This window comes from Variovorax sp. MPBD4-3 (genome assembly GCF_058809745.1).
Genome location: NZ_JBXASW010000014.1, coordinates 1 through 16754 on the forward strand (window position 1 = coordinate 1; position 16754 = coordinate 16754).

16 protein-coding genes and 1 pseudogene are annotated in these 16754 nt (G+C 67.9%); 16 read left to right on the forward strand and 1 reads right to left on the reverse strand.

All coding sequences use genetic code 11. The features are described from left to right. The first annotated feature begins 56 nt into the window (after window positions 1-56). The 9 genes and pseudogenes from AC1RVW_RS11060 to AC1RVW_RS11100 form a co-directional block, all read left to right on the forward strand. Window positions 57-1736, forward strand: coding sequence for an AMP-binding protein (locus AC1RVW_RS11060; RefSeq protein ID WP_493199874.1), 1680 nt, complete (start codon window positions 57-59; stop codon window positions 1734-1736). After that, window positions 1733-3361: a carboxyl transferase domain-containing protein gene (locus tag AC1RVW_RS11065; protein ID WP_081269647.1), complete on the forward strand. Its 1629-nt coding sequence runs from the start codon at window positions 1733-1735 to the stop codon at window positions 3359-3361. Before AC1RVW_RS11060 ends, AC1RVW_RS11065 begins: the two co-directional genes overlap by 4 nt. Window positions 3362-3382: 21 nt before the next feature. After that, the gene (locus tag AC1RVW_RS11070) at window positions 3383-4249 is read left to right on the forward strand and encodes an alpha/beta hydrolase family protein (protein WP_106936713.1); all 867 of its coding nucleotides are present in this window, start codon (window positions 3383-3385) and stop codon (window positions 4247-4249) included. A 16-nt stretch (window positions 4250-4265) separates the two neighbouring features. Continuing rightward, the gene (locus AC1RVW_RS11075) at window positions 4266-5066 is read left to right on the forward strand and encodes an enoyl-CoA hydratase/isomerase family protein (protein WP_493199877.1); all 801 of its coding nucleotides are present in this window, start codon (window positions 4266-4268) and stop codon (window positions 5064-5066) included. 5 nt (window positions 5067-5071) lie between these two features. Continuing rightward, window positions 5072-5575: an SMI1/KNR4 family protein gene (locus tag AC1RVW_RS11080; RefSeq protein ID WP_493199879.1), complete on the forward strand. Its 504-nt coding sequence runs from the start codon at window positions 5072-5074 to the stop codon at window positions 5573-5575. 15 nt (window positions 5576-5590) lie between these two features. After that, entirely contained in the window at window positions 5591-6265 is a 675-nt protein-coding gene (locus AC1RVW_RS11085; protein ID WP_493199881.1) for a DUF4126 domain-containing protein, read from the forward strand. Continuing rightward, window positions 6258-8282 carry an acetyl/propionyl/methylcrotonyl-CoA carboxylase subunit alpha gene (locus AC1RVW_RS11090; protein WP_493199883.1) on the forward strand — a complete coding sequence of 675 codons (2025 nt, stop codon included), beginning with the start codon at window positions 6258-6260 and terminating at the stop codon, window positions 8280-8282. The genes AC1RVW_RS11085 and AC1RVW_RS11090 overlap by 8 nt, the downstream gene beginning before the upstream one ends. 59 nt (window positions 8283-8341) lie before the next feature. Beyond that, window positions 8342-9307, forward strand: coding sequence for a DUF4349 domain-containing protein (locus tag AC1RVW_RS11095; protein ID WP_493199885.1), 966 nt, complete (start codon window positions 8342-8344; stop codon window positions 9305-9307). A 53-nt stretch (window positions 9308-9360) separates the two neighbouring features. Then, window positions 9361-9636 (forward strand): annotated as a pseudogene (locus AC1RVW_RS11100) (glutathione transferase); the annotation flags it as partial. A gap of 20 nt (window positions 9637-9656) precedes the next feature. Here AC1RVW_RS11100 and AC1RVW_RS11105 read toward each other — a convergent pair. Next, entirely contained in the window at window positions 9657-9971 is a 315-nt protein-coding gene (locus tag AC1RVW_RS11105; RefSeq protein WP_493199887.1) for an EthD family reductase, read from the reverse strand. 85 nt (window positions 9972-10056) lie between these two features. On the opposite strand from AC1RVW_RS11105, the gene AC1RVW_RS11110 reads away from it, so the two are divergent. The 7 genes from AC1RVW_RS11110 (at window position 10057) to AC1RVW_RS11140 (ending at window position 16752) form a co-directional block, all read left to right on the forward strand. Beyond that, window positions 10057-10977, forward strand: coding sequence for a 2-hydroxyacid dehydrogenase (locus AC1RVW_RS11110; RefSeq protein ID WP_493199889.1), 921 nt, complete (start codon window positions 10057-10059; stop codon window positions 10975-10977). Window positions 10978-11070: 93 nt separating this feature from the next. After that, window positions 11071-11820, forward strand: coding sequence for an IclR family transcriptional regulator (locus AC1RVW_RS11115; RefSeq protein WP_106936720.1), 750 nt, complete (start codon window positions 11071-11073; stop codon window positions 11818-11820). Beyond that, entirely contained in the window at window positions 11817-12206 is a 390-nt protein-coding gene (locus AC1RVW_RS11120; RefSeq protein ID WP_198968860.1) for a cupin domain-containing protein, read from the forward strand. The genes AC1RVW_RS11115 and AC1RVW_RS11120 overlap by 4 nt, the downstream gene beginning before the upstream one ends. Before the next feature lie 26 nt (window positions 12207-12232). Next, window positions 12233-13252, forward strand: a complete 1020-nt coding sequence (locus tag AC1RVW_RS11125; RefSeq protein WP_493199892.1) for a Bug family tripartite tricarboxylate transporter substrate binding protein — start codon at window positions 12233-12235, stop codon at window positions 13250-13252. Between the two features lie 52 nt (window positions 13253-13304). Then, entirely contained in the window at window positions 13305-14528 is a 1224-nt protein-coding gene (locus tag AC1RVW_RS11130) for a CaiB/BaiF CoA transferase family protein (RefSeq protein ID WP_081269658.1), read from the forward strand. Next, the gene (locus tag AC1RVW_RS11135) at window positions 14525-15694 is read left to right on the forward strand and encodes an acyl-CoA dehydrogenase family protein (RefSeq protein WP_081269659.1); all 1170 of its coding nucleotides are present in this window, start codon (window positions 14525-14527) and stop codon (window positions 15692-15694) included. The genes AC1RVW_RS11130 and AC1RVW_RS11135 overlap by 4 nt, the downstream gene beginning before the upstream one ends. Window positions 15695-15831: 137 nt before the next feature. Continuing rightward, complete coding sequence (locus AC1RVW_RS11140) at window positions 15832-16752, forward strand: hydroxymethylglutaryl-CoA lyase (RefSeq protein ID WP_493199895.1); 921 nt, start codon at window positions 15832-15834, stop codon at window positions 16750-16752. Window positions 16753-16754: the final 2 nt, after the last annotated feature.

Genomic DNA, 16754 nt, shown 5'->3' on the forward strand with positions numbered 1-16754 from the left:
CCATCCCAGCCTTCCCCCAGAGGGGGAAGGAGCAAGACAAGGAGACAAGGAAGGAAATGAACATGACTGCAGCACTGACCGAGAGCTACGGCAAGGGCGCCACCGACGTCCCCCTCATCGAACAACCCATCGGCGACTTCTTCGACGACATGGTCGCAAGGCAGCCCGACCGCGAAGCGCTCATCAGCCGCCACGAAGGCCAGCGCTTCACCTACCGCGAACTGCAGGCCGAATCCAACAGGCTCGCCAGCGCGCTGCTGGGCCTGGGGCTGAAGACCGGCGACCGCGTCGGCATCTGGTCGCACAACAACGTGCCGTGGGTGCTGATGCAGATCGCCACCGCCAAGGTCGGTCTGATCCTCGTCAACATCAACCCCGCCTACCGCACTTCGGAGCTCGAGTACGCGCTCAACAAGGTCGGCTGCAAGGCGCTGGTGACGATGGCGCAGTTCAAGACCAGCGACTACCTGGGCATGCTGCGCGAGCTGGGCCCCGCGCGCCTGCCGCTGCTGCAGCACATCTTCTGGATCGACAGGCCCGGCCAGGGCGACGAACAGCCCGGCATGCGGCGCTTCAGCCAACTGCTGGCCAGCGGCGATGCGGCCGATCCGCGCATCGCGCAGATCCAGAAGACGCTGAAGGCCGCCGACCCGATCAACATCCAGTTCACCAGCGGCACCACCGGCTTTCCCAAGGGCGCGACGCTCACGCACCGCAACATCCTGAACAACGGCTTCTTCATCGGCGAATGCATGAAGCTGTCGCCCGTCGACAAGCTGTGCATTCCGGTGCCGCTGTACCACTGCTTCGGCATGGTGCTGGGCAACCTGGCCTGCCTCACGCACGGCTCTGCCATCGTGTACCCGAACGACGGGTTCGATCCGCTCACCGTGCTTGAGACGGTGCAGGCCGAGAAGTGCACCGGCCTGCATGGCGTGCCCACCATGTTCATCGCCGAGCTCGACCATCCGCGCTTCAAGGAGTTCGACCTCTCCACGCTGCGCACCGGCATCATGGCCGGCTCGCCGTGCCCCATCGAGGTGATGAAGCGCGTGGTCAGCCAGATGCACCTGAGCGAGATCACCATCGCCTACGGCATGACCGAGACCAGCCCCGTGAGCTGCCAGAGCAGCACCGACACGCCGCTGGACCGCCGCGTGTCCACCGTGGGCACGGTGCAGCCGCACCTCGAGGTGAAGATCGTCGACCCCGAGACCGGCGCGATCATGCCGCCCGGACAGTCGGGCGAGCTGTGCACGCGCGGCTATTCGGTGATGCACGGCTACTGGGACGACGAGCCCAAGACGCGCGAAGCCATCGACCCCGAACACTGGATGCACACCGGCGACCTCGCCACCATGGACGCCGAGGGCTACGTCAACATCGTCGGGCGCATCAAGGACCTGGTGATCCGCGGCGGCGAGAACATCTACCCGCGCGAGATCGAGGAATTCCTCTACCGCCACCCCAAGGTGCAGGACGTGCAGGTGGTCGGCCTGCCCGACAGGAAGTACGGCGAAGAGCTGTGCGCGTGGATCATCGTCAAGCCCGGCCAGAGCGCCACCGACGAGGAGATCCGCGACTTCTGCAAGGGCCAGATCGCGCACTACAAGGTGCCCAGGTACATCCATTTCGTCACCGAATTCCCGATGACCGTCACCGGCAAGATCCAGAAATTCAAGATCCGCGAAGCCATGACAGAGCAACTCGGCCTCAGCCAAGAAAAAACCGCATGAGCAAACTCGAAACCAAACTGAACGCCCGCTCGGCCGACTTCCAGGCCAATGCAGCCGCCATGCGCGCGCTGGTCGACGACCTGCGCCAGCAGTTCGCCAAAGTGGAGCAGGGCGGCGGCGAGGCCGCGCGCGCCAAGCACACCGCGCGCGGCAAGCTGCTGCCGCGCGACCGCGTGGCGGAACTGCTCGACCCGGGCACGCCCTTTCTCGAAATCGCGCCGCTGGCCGCGCATGCGATGTACCTCGACGCCAAGGGGGCCGAGTCGGCACCGGGCGCGGGCATCATCGCGGGCATCGGCCGGGTGAACGGCGTCGACTGCATGATCGTGTGCAACGACGCCACGGTGAAGGGCGGCACCTACTACCCGATGACGGTGAAGAAGCACCTGCGCGCGCAAGAAATCGCCGAGCAGAACCGCCTGCCCTGCATCTACCTGGTCGACTCGGGCGGCGCCAACCTGCCGAACCAGGACGAGGTGTTTCCCGACCGCGACCACTTCGGCCGCATCTTCTACAACCAGGCCAACATGAGCGCGCAGGGCATCCCGCAGATCGCGGTGGTCATGGGCTCGTGCACGGCCGGTGGCGCGTATGTGCCGGCCATGAGCGACGAGTCGATCATCGTGAAGAACCAGGGCACCATCTTCCTGGGCGGCCCGCCGCTGGTGAAGGCGGCCACGGGCGAAGTGGTCACGGCCGAAGACCTGGGCGGCGGCGACGTGCACACGCGCCTGTCGGGCGTGGTCGACCACCTCGCGCAGAACGACCTGCATGCGCTGGCGCTGGCGCGCACGGCGGTGGCGAACCTCAATGCGAAGAATGCGGGCGCCGAGGCTGCGGACGGCAAGGCGGTGCGCGCCCCCGAGTTCCCGCGCGAGGAGCTGTACGGCGTGATCCCCACCGACACGCGCAAGCCCTTCGACGTGCGGGAGATCATCGCGCGCATCGTCGACGGCAGCGAGTTCCACGAGTTCAAGGCGCGCTTCGGTGCCACGCTGGTCTGCGGCTTTGCCGAGATCGAGGGCATGCCGGTGGGCATCATCGCGAACAACGGCATCTTGTTTTCCGAGTCGGCGCAGAAGGGCGCGCACTTCATCGAGCTGTGCTGCCACCGCAAGATTCCGCTGGTGTTCCTGCAGAACATCACCGGCTTCATGGTGGGCCGCAAGTACGAGAACGAAGGCATCGCGCGCCACGGCGCCAAGATGGTGACGGCCGTGGCCACCGCCAACGTGCCCAAGTTCACCATCATCATCGGCGGCAGCTTCGGCGCCGGCAACTACGGCATGTGCGGCCGCGCATACAGCCCGCGCTTCCTCTGGATGTGGCCCAACGCGCGCATCAGCGTGATGGGTGGCGAGCAGGCCGCGAGCGTGCTGGCCACCGTGAAGCGCGACGGCATCGAGCTCAAGGGCGGCAGCTGGAGCAAGGAAGAGGAAGAGGCCTTCAAGGCGCCTATCCGCCAGCAGTACGAGGACCAGGGCCACCCCTACTACGCCACCGCGCGGCTGTGGGACGACGGCATCATCGATCCGGCGGACACGCGCCGCGTGCTGGCGCTGGGCCTGGCGGCCGCGCGCAACGCGCCGGTGCCCGAGCCGAAGTTCGGCATCTTCCGGATGTAAGAGGCGCCCGAGGAATCCTTCATGACGTTGCGCAAGCTCGCGTTCATTGCCACCGCACTGTTGTGCTGCGCGCTCGGCGCGCAGGCCCAGGACGTGGCACGCCGCGACGTCGAGATTCCGATGACCGTCAAGGGCTTCTTCGGCGAGTCGCACGTCAAGCTCGCGGCCACCGAATACAAGCCCGAGGGCGACGGGCCGTTTCCGGTGCTGGTGATCAACCACGGCACGCCGCGTTCGCCTTCCGACTTCGCGAAGATGCAGGACCGCTATGCACGGCAGGCCCAGATGTTCGCGCGCCACGGCTTCCTGGTCATCAACCCGATGCGCCGCGGCTACGGCAAGTCCGACGGGCCGTGGGCCGAGAACTACTTCAGCTGCAGCAACCCCGACTACGTGCGCGCCGGCCTGGAGAGCGCCAAGGACATCGGCGCCGCGCTCGACTACGCCCGCGCGCTGCCGTATGCCGACGCGCAGCGCATCGTGCTGCTGGGCAAGTCGGCCGGCGGCTTCGGCGTGCTGGCGCTGTCGAGCCTGAACCCGGCCGGCGTGATCGGCACCATCAATTTCGCGGGCGGACGCGGCTCGCGCGGACCGGACGACGTGTGCAACGAGGCCAGCCTGGTGGACGCCTTCGGCCGCTATGCCTCGACCACGAAGGTGCCGATGCTGTGGGTCTATTCGCAGAACGACCATTTCTTCGGCCCCGCATTGGCGAGCCGGCTGCTGGACGCCTACAAGGCCAGGGGCGTGGACGTGCGCTTCGAGGCCGTGCCGCCCTACGGCGACGACGGCCACGCCTTCTTCGAAGGGCGGGACAACGCGGCCATCTGGGTGCCGATGGTGGATCAGTTCCTTGCGAAGCTGGGGCTGCCACAGCGCCTTCAATGAACAAACGACAAGAGACATGAGCGAATACACCAAACTGCAACTGCGCATCGACGGCGCCATCGCCCGCATCTGGCTCGACCAGCCCGACGCGCGCAACGCCTTCGACGACGTCGTCATCGCCGAGCTGACGCAGGCCTTCACCGAGGCCGGCGCATTGCCGCAGGTCAAGGCCATCGTGCTCGGCGCCAACGGTCCGGCCTTCTGCGCGGGCGCGAATCTCAACTGGATGCGCCGCATGGCCGACTACACGCGCGACGAGAACATCGCCGACGCGGGCAAGCTGGCAGCCATGCTGCGCACGATTGCCGAGTGCCACAAGCCCACCATCGCGCGCGTGCAGGGCGACGTGTACGCGGGCGGCATGGGGCTGGTCGCCGCATGCGACATGGCCGTGAGCGTGGACACCGCCTGGTACTGCCTGAGCGAGGTGAAGATCGGCCTGGTGCCCGCGACCATCAGCCCGTATGTGCTGCGCGCGATGGGCACGCGTGCCTCGCAGCGCTACTTCCTCACGGCCGAGCGCTTCACCGCCGCCGAGGCGCACCGCATCGGCTTCGTGCATGAAGTGGTGGCCGCCGACGCGCTCGATGCCAAGGTCGACGAACTGCTGAAGGCGCTGACCGGCGCCAGCCCTGCGGCCGTGCGCGCCTGCAAGCAGCTGATTGCCGACGTGGACGGCCGAGAGATCGACGATGCGCTGATCGCGAAGACCGTCGAGGGCATTGCCGACATCCGCGCGAGCGAAGAAGGCCGCGAGGGCGTGCAGGCCTTCCTGCAGAAGCGCAAGCCCTCGTGGCTGGAAACGGGCAAGGCCTGAGCACCATGGCGCACGACGCACTCGTCGAACGCATGGATGCGTGGCTGGCCGCGCATCGCGCGGACTACCACGCGGTGCTGCAGCCCGGCGTGAGCGACGCCGCGCTCGACGCATTCGAAGCGAAGTTCTCGCTGCAGCTGCCGGAGGCTTTTCGTGCGCTCTACCGCTGGCGCAACGGCCAGCCGGACAGCAGCTTCGACAGCCTGCAGGGCAACCGCATGTTCAGCGCTCTCGAGGACATCGCCGACACCAAGGAGATGCTCGACGACATGATCGGCACCGACTTCGAAGACCCCGCCACCTGGCGGCGCGGCTGGGTGCCGTTTCTGTCGAACGGCGGCGGCAGCTACCTGTGCGTCGACATCGATGCCGAGGGCGGCGGGCAACCGGGGCAGCTCGTTGCCTTCTGGAAAGCCGACGAAGACCGGCCTGTCGAACATGCGTCGGTCGAGGCATGGCTCGCGGACCTCGTGGCTTCCATGGAAGCCGGCACCATCGAATTCGACTGATAGAGAGCCGCCGCCATGAACACCAGCCTCGACATGCCCCAGCTCATCGCACTGGCCGCCGCCATCGGCTGGGCCAGCGGCGTGCGGCTCTACCTGGTCGTGCTGCTGACGGGCATCGTCGGCTACTTCGGCTGGGTTCCGTTGCCGAGCGGCCTGCAGTTGCTGGCGCACCCGGTGGTCATCGCGGCCAGCGGCTTCATGGTGTTCATCGAATTCTTCGCCGACAAGATTCCCGGCCTCGATTCGCTGTGGGACGTGGTGCACACCGCCATCCGCATCCCGGCCGGTGCCGCGCTCGCCGCCAGCGTGTTCGGCACCGATCACGGCGTGATGGCCATCGTCGCGGCGCTGCTGGGCGGCGGGTTCGCGGCCACGGCGCACGCGGCCAAGGCCACCACGCGCGCGGCCATCAACACCTCGCCCGAGCCGTTCTCGAACGTGGGCGCCTCGCTGGTCGAGGACTCCGTGGTGCCTGCCGGGCTGTGGCTGGCGGTGGCGCACCCTTTCGTCTTTCTCCTGCTGTTCGTGCTGGTGCTTGTGCTGAGCGTGTGGCTCATCCGCAAGAGCTGGCGTTTCCTCAAGGCGCTGTTCGCCCGCGTGGCCCGCATCTTCAGCGGCCGACCCGATCCGGGCGTGGTGCCCGCGTTTCAACTGAAAAAGAATCCTCCGGGAGACACTCCGAATGTTTAAGAAGATCCTCATTGCGAACCGTGGCGAGATCGCCTGCCGCGTCGCGGCAACTGCGCGCCGCATGGCCATTCGCACGGTTGCCGTGTATTCCGATGCCGACGCGCATGCCAACCACGTGCGTGCCTGCGACGAGTCGGTGCACCTCGGCGGCAGCGCCCCTAAAGACAGCTACCTGCGCTGGGAGAAGATCCTCGAGGCCGCCAAGGCCACGGGCGCCGAGGCGGTGCACCCGGGCTACGGCTTCCTGAGCGAGAACGAAGAGTTCGCGCAAGCCTGCGCCGACGCCGGCCTGGTCTTCATCGGCCCGCCGCCCTCGGCCATCAAGGCCATGGGGTTGAAGGCCGAGTCGAAGCAACTGATGGAGAAAGCCGGCGTGCCGCTGGTGCCCGGCTACCACGGCCACGACCAGGACCCGCAACTGCTGCAGCGCGAGGCCGACCGCATCGGCTACCCGGTGCTCATCAAGGCGAGCGCGGGCGGCGGCGGCAAGGGCATGCGCGCGGTCGACAAGGCGGAGGACTTCGCTGCCGCGCTCGCATCGTGCCAGCGCGAAGCCATCAACAGCTTCGGCGACGACGCGGTGCTGATCGAGAAATACGTGCAGCGCCCGCGCCACATCGAGATCCAGGTGTTCGGCGACACGCACGGCAACTACGTCTACCTGTTCGAGCGCGACTGCTCGGTGCAGCGCCGCCACCAGAAGGTGCTGGAAGAAGCGCCCGCGCCCGGCATGACCGAGGCCATGCGCAAGCAGATGGGCGATGCCGCCGTGGCGGCCGCGCGCGCCGTGAACTACGTGGGCGCGGGCACGGTGGAGTTCATCGTCGAGCAACGTGAAGGCGGGGAGATGAACTTCTTCTTCATGGAGATGAACACGCGTCTTCAAGTCGAGCACCCGGTGACCGAAGCCATCACAGGCCTCGACCTCGTCGAATGGCAACTGCGCGTGGCCTCGGGCGAGGCATTGCCCGCGAAGCAGGCCGACCTGAAGATCCACGGCCACGCCATCGAGGCGCGCATCTGCGCCGAGAACCCCGACAACAACTTCCTGCCCGCCACCGGCACCCTGCGCGTGTACCGCAAGCCTCAGGCGACGGCGTTCCAACGCATGGCCCTGACCGGCGCGAGCGCCGGGGTGCGCATCGACGATGGCGTGCGCGAGGGCGGCGAGATCTCGCCGTTCTACGACTCGATGATCGCCAAGCTCATCGTGCACGGCGCCACGCGCGACGAGGCGCTGGCGCGGCTCGACGCCGCGCTGGCGCAGGTGCAGATCGTGGGCGTGCAGACCAACGTGCAGTTCCTGCGTGGCATCCTGGCGACCGAATCGTTCTCCAGGGCCAACCTCGACACCGCGCTGATCGAGCGCGAGCGCGCGGTGCTGTTCGACCGCGAGACGCTGGGCCTGCCGCTGGCCGCCGCCGCCGCCATCACGCGCACGCTGGTCACCGAATGGCCTGGCAAGATGCCCGACCCCTTTGCCCGCCGCGACGGCTGGCGCTCGCTGGGCGAGTACCGGCGTCATTTCGACTTCGAGTTCCGCGGCGCGGAGCAGGCCGCCGTGCTCACCTACAAGCGCGACGGCGGCCTGTGGCTGGAAGCCGGCGGCACCGAGGGTCCGCTGGTGATCGGCCAGTTCCCGTCGGGCGAATTCGAGGTCGAGTTCGCCGGCATGCGCCAGACGCTCGACGTGCACCTCGACGGCGCCACCGCCCACGTCTTCGCATCGAAGGGCGCGACGAAGATCACCACCATCGACCGCCTCGCCCACGCTGGCGACGCCCAGGCCGAAGGCGGCCGGCTCACCGCGCCGATGCCGGGCAAGGTGGTGTCGTTCGCCGTCAAGGCCGGCGACAAGGTCAGCCGCGGCCAGCCGCTCGCGGTGATGGAAGCCATGAAAATGGAGCACACCATCGCGGCACCGGCCGACGGCACCGTGGAGGAACTGCTGTTCGCCCCCGGCGAGCAGGTGGCCGAAGGCGACGAATTGTTGCGAATGGCCGCCGCAACGGTTTAACCCCGTTCCGGGCGCTGGCCCGTATCAGCTGCGGTAGTCATTCTTTCAAAGGGATTTTCATGACCGCTCGCAGGCCCTCCGCTTTTTTCTTCCTCGCCCGCCATCGCTCAGGGCTCGCCCTGCTGGCCTTGGCTGCCGCCCTGTCGCTGGCCGGCTGCGGCCGCAACAACGGGCATGACGAATCGCTCGCCCGGCCGGCACCTCCGCCCGCACCCATGCAGGCCGCCGCCGGCTACGGCGGTGGCGTGGCGATGAAGGAGTCGCGCTCGCGAATGGCCGACACGGCCGCGGAGCCGTCGGCGGCCGAGGCGTCGTCGGCGCAGGACTCGCCGCTGCAGCGCTTCCTCGCCGTGCGGCAGGACTTGAACGTCGAGGTGCCGGCGGAGCAACTGGCCGACGCATGGGGCAAGGTGCGCGACCTGTGCGGCACGCTCAAGTGCGAGCTGCTGTCGTCCTCGCTGCTGCGGGAGACGCCGCAGCAGCCCGGCAACGCCATGCTCGAGATGCGCGTGGAGCCCGCCGATGTCGAGAAGCTGCTCGGCGGCCTGGCCGGCCTGGCGAACGTGGTTTCACACACCACCACCAGCGAGGACAAGACCGCCGAAGTGATCGACGTCGAGGCCCGCATCAAGAACCGCACCGAGTTCCGCGACAGCCTGCGCGTCATGCTGCGCGACACCGTCACCAAGCGCACCATGGCCGACCTGCTGGCGATCCAGCGCACGCTGTCGGACACGCAGGCCGAGCTCGACGCCATCGCCACGCAGCGCAAGGTGCTGGCGCAGGAAACCAGCAAGCAGCACATCCAGATCCAGTTCACGCCCAAGCGCGCGCTGGTGAGCAACGGCGACGGCTACAGCCCGATGCGGCAGGCGCTGCGCAACGCGGGCTCGGTGCTGGCGGAGAGCGTGGGCGCGCTCATCACCTTCATCGCGGCGGTGCTGCCGTGGCTGGTGCTGGTGGTGCTGCCGCTGGGGTGGCTGGTGCGGGTGCTGTGGCGCCGTCGGCGTTCCAAGATGGCATGAGGCCCGCGGTCGGGCCTGCCGTCAAACCCCAGGAGCCATTCCCGATGCAGGACCCGAACCGGCAGGAGCGTTCGACGGAGGTCGTGTTCTTCAGGCCGTCGAGCACGCCGCTGTCCGCAGCGGCGCAGGCCTGCGCGAAGTCGCTGTTCGACGCGGTGGAGGCGCTGCTGCCCGCCGATGCGCAGAACCTGTTCGGGGAATGGTCGATCGCCGATGTGGACCTGGCGCTGATGCTGAACCGGCTGGCGATGAACGGGGACGAAGTGCCGCAGCGGTTGGCCGCGTATGCGGCGCGGCAGTGGCAGCGGCCTTCGGTCCAGCGGTGGTGAAGCTGGCGCGCTGACCCGCGTCAGCCCACCACCACTTCGCTGATCTGCATCACCGGCGCGATGTCGGTGTAGTTCTTCACGTCGCCCATGATCTCCTTCATGTGCGGGCCGAAGGCCTTCTGGAAGGCTTCGACGGATTCGCTGAACACGTGGCACATGCCGACGTAGGTGGGCGGGGAGCCAGGCGCGCCGCCGGCCAGGCCCTTGTCGATGGTGTACGAGAGGCAGGCGTCGCCCATGCGGGCCTTGAGCATCGGCATGTGCTTGTTGCGGTAGTAGTCGTGGTCGAACCGCGCGCCGGGGGTGTGGGGGTACATCACGCTGACTTTGATCATGGGTGTCTGTCTCCTGATGAAGTAAGGCGTTCGAGCATAGCCATCCGTGCGCGCCGCGTCAGCGGCTTCACTAAGATTCGGCCCCATGCGAATCACCGTCTACCTCACCGACAACCGCCCAGAACCCTGGATCGAAGGCCTCAAGGCCGAACTCCCCGATGCCGTCATCGAGCCCTGGAAGCCCAGCGCGCCGCAGGCCGACCATGCCGTGGTGTGGGCGCCGCCGCAGGAGCTCATCGACGAGCAGCCGAAGCTGCGCGGCATCTTCAACATCGGCGCGGGCGTCGATGCGCTGCTCAAGCTCAAGGTGCCGGCGCACACGCGCATCGTGCGGCTCGACGACGCGGGCATGTCGGTGCAGATGGCCGAGTACGTGTGCCACACGCTCATTCGCCACTTCCGCGAGTTCGATGCCTACGAGGCCGATGCGCGCGAAGGCAAGTGGAGCTATCGCAAGCCGAAGCTGCGGCGCGACTTCCCGGTCGGCATCATGGGCCTGGGCGTGCTGGGCGAACGCGTGGCCAGGGCCGTGGCGCAGTTCGAATTCCCGGTGCTGGGCTGGAGCCGCTCGCCGAAGGACATCGACGGCGTGCAGGTGTTCAGCGGCGAGGCGCAGTTCGACGAGTTCCTGTCGTCCACGCGCGTGCTGGTCAACCTGCTGCCATTGACCGAGGCCACGCGCGGCATCCTGAACCGCAAGACGCTCGGCAGGCTCAAGCCCGGGGGCTACCTGATCAGCATCGCGCGCGGCGGCCATTTGGTGGAAGACGACCTGATCCCGATGCTCGATGCAGGCGAGCTCGCGGGCGCCACGCTCGACGTGTTCCAGGTCGAGCCGCTGCCCTCGGACCATGCTTTCTGGCGCCATCCGAAGATCACCGTGACGCCGCACGGCTCGGCGCGCACGCTGCGCGAGGAGTCGATCGCCCAGATCGCCGGGAAGATCCGCGCGATGGAGCAGGGCCTGCCGATCGCCGGCGTGGTCGATCCGGCACGCGGCTACTGAAGGCGGGTGCCACCGCTTCCGGCGCTGGAGTAATTCGGCGCGGGCAGGGGAAACCCTGAAGCGCGAGTTTTTCACAAGCATGAAAATCTTTTCATGACTGTGAAAACTGCGTTTCGGGTGATCGAGATCGTCGAGCTGTTCGCGCGGGAGAAGCAGCCGCTGGCGCTTTCGGAAATGGCGCGGCTGCTCGACATGCCGGTGTCCAGCTGCCTGGGGCTGATCCGTACCCTCGAAGAACAGGGCTACATGTATGAAACCGGCCGCCGCCAGGGCTACTACCCGACCGGCCGGCTGCTGGCGATGGCGCAGGTCATCGCCGCCCACGACCCGGTGCTCGACCGGGTGAAGGCCACGCTGGAAGAACTGCGCGACGCGGCGCGCGAGACGGTGGTCTTCGGCAAATTCCGCGACGCGGGCCAGGTGGTGTACCTGGAGGTGCTGAGCGCACCGCAAGCCATCCGCTATTCCGCCGAGTCGGGCGAAACGCGCCCGGCCTATGCCAACTCGCTGGGCCGCGCGCTGCTGTCCACGCTCGAACCCGAGGCGCGCCGCAAGCTGCTGGACGGCATGGCGCTCGCGCCGCTGACCGAAGCCACGCTCACCACCGCCGAAGCCATCGAAGCCGAGCTGCAGCGCGGCGCCGCGCGCGGCTGGTACGGCAACCTCGGCGAAAGCATTCCCGACCTGATCGGCCTGGCCTGGCCGCTGCGCATCGGCGGCGAGGCCTACGCCATCTCGGTCGCGGGCCCGCGCTACCGCATGGAGCCGCGCATCGAAGACATCGCCGCGATGCTGCGCTCCGCCTGCCTCGCCATCGAACCCAAGACCGAGAACCCCCGATGACCACCTCCACCGCCCGCTACTTCGTCCGGGAAGCCGACATCGCCGGCTACCACCCCGCCAACCACACCGGCACGCTGAACAAGCGGCTGATCGGCCCCGAGACGGTGGGCGCGAAGCAGCTCGAGGTGCTGGTCGGCCACATCCAGAAGGGCAAGGGCGCGCTGCCGCATGCACACCCTGGCATCGAGCAGGTCTGCTACATGCTCGAAGGCCGCGCGGTCGCCGAGGTGGGCGGACAGCGGCAGGAGCTGCACCCTGGAGACAGCTGCTTTTTTCCGGCCGACGCGATGCACACCTTCACGGTGGTGAGCGACGAGCCGGTGCGCGTGCTGGTGATCTACAGCCCGCCGTACGAGGAATCGCCGGAGCGCGTGATCCGGCCCTGAAGCGACAACAACCCGGAGACAAGCAAATGCAGACAACGAAGAACGCGACCGAGAAATCGGTCGTGGTGGCAAGCCGCCGCCGTTTCATTTCCATCGGTGCCGCCACGGGCCTGGCCAGTGCGGCGCCCTGGGCCTTCGCGCAGGACGGCGGCTACCCTAAGCAGCCGATACGCATCGTCGTGCCCTTCGCGGCCGGCAGCGGCACCGACGCTGTGGCCCGCATCGCCGGGCAGATGCTCGGCGATGCGCTCAAGGGCTCGGTCATCGTCGACAACAGGGCGGGCGCAAACGGCGTCATCGCGGCCGAGTACGTCGCCAAGGCGGCGCCCGATGGCTACACGCTGTTCATGACCACCAACACCACGCACTCGGCCAACCCGAGCCTGATGAAGTCGCTGCCCTACGACCCGGTGAAAGACTTCGCGCCCGTCAGCCGCATGGGCAACCTGCCGTTCATGCTGGTGGTGAACAACGACCTGCCGGTGAAGAGCGTGGCCGAACTGCTGGCCTGGGGCCGCGCGCATCCCGGCAAGCTGACCTATGCGAGCGGCAACAGCACCGGCATCGTGAGCGGCGCCACGCTGTCGCGCATGAGCGGCGTGCCGATGCTGCACGTGCCCTACAAGAGCACGCCGCCCGCGATTGCCGACCTGATCGGCGGGCAGGTGTCGATGATGGTGGTCGACCTCGCCGCGGGGCTGGCGACGGTGAAGGCCGGCAAGATGCGCGCGATTGCCGTCACCACGCAGGAGCGCACCAAGCTCTTTCCCGAACTGCCGCCGCTGGCCGACACGCCGGAGCTGAAAGGCTTCGACATTACCTCGTGGAACGGCGTGTTCGCACCGGCCGGCACGCCGCGCGACATCGTGCTGAAGCTCAACAAGGTGCTGTCGGACATGGCGAACGGAACGGTCTTCCGCGAGCGCGTGGCGAAGCTGGGCTTCGATGCCTTCGGCAGCACGCCGGAGGAGCTGGGGGCGTTCACGGTGTCGGAGCTGGCGAAGTGGAAGAAGCTGATCCAGGCCGCCGGCATTCAACCCGAATGAGCGAACTGAATTTCTCCCTCGCCCCAGAGGGGGAAGGAGCCAACGCAAAGACATGAGTACATCCGGACCTCTCCAAGGCATCCGCATCCTCGACCTCACGGCCGTGGTGATGGGCCCTTACGCCACCCAGACGCTCGGCGACCTCGGCGCCGACATCGTCAAGGTCGAGCCACCCGGCGGCGACAACCTGCGCGCCGTGGGTCCGATGCGCCATGCGGGCATGGGCGCGATGGCGATGCACCTCAACCGCAACAAGCGCTCCATCGTGCTCGACCTCAAGCAGCCCGAGGGCCGCGAGGCCTGCTTGAAGCTGGCGGCGGGCTGCGATGCGCTGATCTACAACACGCGACCGCAGGCGATGGCGCGACTGGGGCTCGGCTACGAAGCCGTGGCGGCGGCCAACCCCAAGATCGTCTACCTCGGCGCCTTCGGCTACGGCGAGCAGGGTCCCTACGCGGGCAAGCCCGCGTACGACGACCTGATTCAAGGCGCAGCCGGCATCGCCTCGCTGTTCGCGCAGCAAAGCGGCGGCGAGCCGCGCTACGCGCCAGTCACGCTGGCCGACCGCGCCGTGGGTCTGCAGGCGGCCATCGCATTGCTGGCCGCCGTGCTGCATGCGCAGCGCACCGGCAAGGGCCAGGCGGTGGAGGTGCCGATGTTCGAGGCGCTCTCGCAGTTCGTCATGGGTGATCACCTCGGCGGCCACAGCTTCGAGCCGCCGCTCGGCCCCACCGGCTACGCGCGCCTGCTCGCGCCGCACCGCAAGCCCTATGCGACCTCGGACGGGCACCTCAGCGTGCTGATCTACAACGACAAGCACTGGCAGGCCTTCTTCGACGTGATTGGCCGGCCCGAGCTGCGCGACTCGCCCATGTTCGGCACGCACACCGCGCGCGCCGCGAACATCGGCGCCGTGTACGCCTTCGTCGCCGAGGTGATGGCCACGCGCACCAGCGACGAATGGTTCGCCGCGCTGGCGGCGGCCGACATTCCGGTCGCGCGCCTGCACAGCACCGACAGCCTGCTCGACGACCCGCACCTGCGTGCCGTGGGCTTCTATCCCGAGTTCGACCATCCGAGCGAGGGGCGCATCCGCACCCTTGCGCCGGTCGGCCGCTACAGCGCCACGCCCACCGCCATACGCCGCCTTGCGCCGCGCATCGGCGAGCAGAGCGTGGAGCTGCTGCGCGAGGCGGGCTACGACGACGAGAGCATCGAAGCCATGCTGGCGCGCGGCGTCACGCTGCAACCGGAACCAACGAAAGACAGCGAATGAATTTTTCCCTGAACGATGACCAGCGCTCGCTGGTCGCGGCCATCGAGCGCCTGTGCGAAGACTTCCCGGCCGATTACTGGCGCGACCATGACGACCGCGCCGTGTTCCCGCACGAGTTCCACCGCGCCGTGGCCGAGAGCGGCTGGCTCGGCATCGCCATGCCCGAGGCACAGGGCGGCGCGGGCCTCGGCATCACCGAGGCGGCGCTGATGATGCGTGCCATCAGTGCGTCGGGCGCGGGCATGTCGGGCGCGTCGTCGGTGCACATGAACATCTTCGGGCTCAACCCGGTGGTGGTGTTCGGCACAGAGGAACAGCGCCAGCGCTTCCTGCCGCCGCTCATCGCCGGCACCGAGAAGGCCTGCTTCGCCGTGACCGAGCCCGACGCGGGGCTCGACACCACCAGCCTCAAGACGCAGGCGGTGCGCCAGCCCGATGGCGGCTACCTGCTGCACGGCCGCAAGATCTGGATCTCGACCGCGCAGGTGGCCGACCGCATGCTGATCCTCACGCGCACCACGCCGCTCGACCAGGTGAAGAAACCCACGCAGGGCCTCACGCTCTTCTACACGCCGCTGGACCGCAGCAAGGTCGAGGTGCGCGAGATCCACAAGCTCGGCCGCGCGGCGGTGGACTCCAACATGCTCTTCATCGACGGGCTCGCGGTGCCTGAAGAAGACCGCATCGGCGAGGAGGGCAGGGGCTTCGAATACATCCTGCACGGGCTCAACCCCGAGCGCATCCTCATCGCGGCGGAAGCCATCGGCATCGGCCGCGCGGCGTTGCGCATCGCCTCGCAGTACGCGCAGGAGCGGGTCGTGTTCGGCCGGCCCATCGGCCAGAACCAGGGCGTGGCGCATCCGCTGGCGCGTGCCTGGGCCAACCTGGAGGCGGCCGACCTGATGATGCTCAAGGCCGCCACGCTGTACGACGCGGGAGAGCCCTGCGGCGTCGAGGCCAACGCCGCCAAGTACCTCGCGGCCGAGGCTGCGCACGACGCCTGCCAGAACGCGGTGCTCACGCTCGGCGGCATGGGCTATGCCAAGGAATACCACGTGGAGCGGCTGCTGCGCGAGAGCTACATACCGCGCATCGCGCCGGTGAGCCCGCAGATGATCCTGAACTTCATCGCCGAGAAGGCGCTGGGGCTGCCCAAGTCGTACTGAGCCGCGCGGCTGGCACCATTTGCAACCCCGCAGGCAGGCATTGCTACCTTCCGCGACTCGTGCGGCGAGCAGGGCATTTGCAGGTGTCGGACAATCGCAGGCGGTCTTCCATCCTCCCGCGATACAAGAGACATCCCATGAAACTCCCCGCCCAAGTCAAGATCATCGACGTCGGCCCGCGCGACGGCCTGCAGAACGAAAAGCAGCCGGTCTCGGCCGAAGTGAAGATCGGCCTCGTGCACCGCCTGCAGGACGCGGGCCTGAAGGAGATTGAGGTCACCAGCTTCGTGTCGCCCAAGTGGGTGCCGCAGATGGCCGACAACGCCGAGGTGATGCACGGCATCCGCCGCCAGCCCGGCGTGCGCTACTCGGTGCTCACGCCGAACATGAAGGGCTTCGAGGCCGCCATCGCCGCGCCGCGCGAAGAATGGCCCGACGAGATCGTGGTGTTCGGCGCCGCCAGCGAAGCCTTCAGCCAGAAGAACATCAACTGCTCGATCGCCGAGAGCATCGAGCGCTTCGCGCCCGTGGTGGCCGCGGCGCTCGACAAGGGCATCCGCGTGCGCGGCGCCATGTCGTGCACCGTGGGCTGCCCCTATGAAGGCGAGATCGCGCCGGCCAAGGTCGGCTATCTCGCGCAGCTCATGAAGGGCATCGGCGTGCAGCGCGTGGACGTGGCCGACACCATCGGCGTGGGCACGCCGCGCAAGGTGCAGGCGGCCATGGAAGCCACGCTGGCGCACTTCGATGTCGACGCCGTTTCAGGGCACTTCCACGACACCTACGGGCAGGCGCTGGTCAACACGCTGGCGGCGCTCGAGCTGGGCGTGTGGAACTTCCAGTCGTCCTCGGCCGGCCTGGGCGGCTGCCCCTACGCCAAGGGCGCGACGGGCAACGTGGCGACCGAGGACGTGGTCTACATGCTGCACGGCATGGGCATCGAGACCGGCATCGACCTCGACAGGCTGATCGACGCGGGCGTGTACATCAGCGAGGCACTGGGCCGCGAGCCGAACTCGCGCGCGTCCAAGGCCATCCGCACCAAGCGGGCGGGTTGAAG

Excerpts from the sequence above, each read along its gene's own strand:
- AC1RVW_RS11060 (WP_493199874.1), top strand. The coding sequence starts at position 57 with ATGAACATGACTGCAGCACTGACCGAGAGCTACGGCAAGGGCGCCACC.
- AC1RVW_RS11065 (WP_081269647.1), top strand. The coding sequence starts at position 1,733 with ATGAGCAAACTCGAAACCAAACTGAACGCCCGCTCGGCCGACTTCCAG.
- AC1RVW_RS11070 (WP_106936713.1), top strand. The coding sequence starts at position 3,383 with ATGACGTTGCGCAAGCTCGCGTTCATTGCCACCGCACTGTTGTGCTGC.
- AC1RVW_RS11075 (WP_493199877.1), top strand. The coding sequence starts at position 4,266 with ATGAGCGAATACACCAAACTGCAACTGCGCATCGACGGCGCCATCGCC.
- AC1RVW_RS11080 (WP_493199879.1), top strand. The coding sequence starts at position 5,072 with ATGGCGCACGACGCACTCGTCGAACGCATGGATGCGTGGCTGGCCGCG.
- AC1RVW_RS11085 (WP_493199881.1), top strand. The coding sequence starts at position 5,591 with ATGAACACCAGCCTCGACATGCCCCAGCTCATCGCACTGGCCGCCGCC.
- AC1RVW_RS11090 (WP_493199883.1), top strand. The coding sequence starts at position 6,258 with ATGTTTAAGAAGATCCTCATTGCGAACCGTGGCGAGATCGCCTGCCGC.
- AC1RVW_RS11095 (WP_493199885.1), top strand. The coding sequence starts at position 8,342 with ATGACCGCTCGCAGGCCCTCCGCTTTTTTCTTCCTCGCCCGCCATCGC.
- AC1RVW_RS11105 (WP_493199887.1), bottom strand. The coding sequence starts at position 9,971 with ATGATCAAAGTCAGCGTGATGTACCCCCACACCCCCGGCGCGCGGTTC.
- AC1RVW_RS11110 (WP_493199889.1), top strand. The coding sequence starts at position 10,057 with ATGCGAATCACCGTCTACCTCACCGACAACCGCCCAGAACCCTGGATC.
- AC1RVW_RS11115 (WP_106936720.1), top strand. The coding sequence starts at position 11,071 with ATGACTGTGAAAACTGCGTTTCGGGTGATCGAGATCGTCGAGCTGTTC.
- AC1RVW_RS11120 (WP_198968860.1), top strand. The coding sequence starts at position 11,817 with ATGACCACCTCCACCGCCCGCTACTTCGTCCGGGAAGCCGACATCGCC.
- AC1RVW_RS11125 (WP_493199892.1), top strand. The coding sequence starts at position 12,233 with ATGCAGACAACGAAGAACGCGACCGAGAAATCGGTCGTGGTGGCAAGC.
- AC1RVW_RS11130 (WP_081269658.1), top strand. The coding sequence starts at position 13,305 with ATGAGTACATCCGGACCTCTCCAAGGCATCCGCATCCTCGACCTCACG.
- AC1RVW_RS11135 (WP_081269659.1), top strand. The coding sequence starts at position 14,525 with ATGAATTTTTCCCTGAACGATGACCAGCGCTCGCTGGTCGCGGCCATC.
- AC1RVW_RS11140 (WP_493199895.1), top strand. The coding sequence starts at position 15,832 with ATGAAACTCCCCGCCCAAGTCAAGATCATCGACGTCGGCCCGCGCGAC.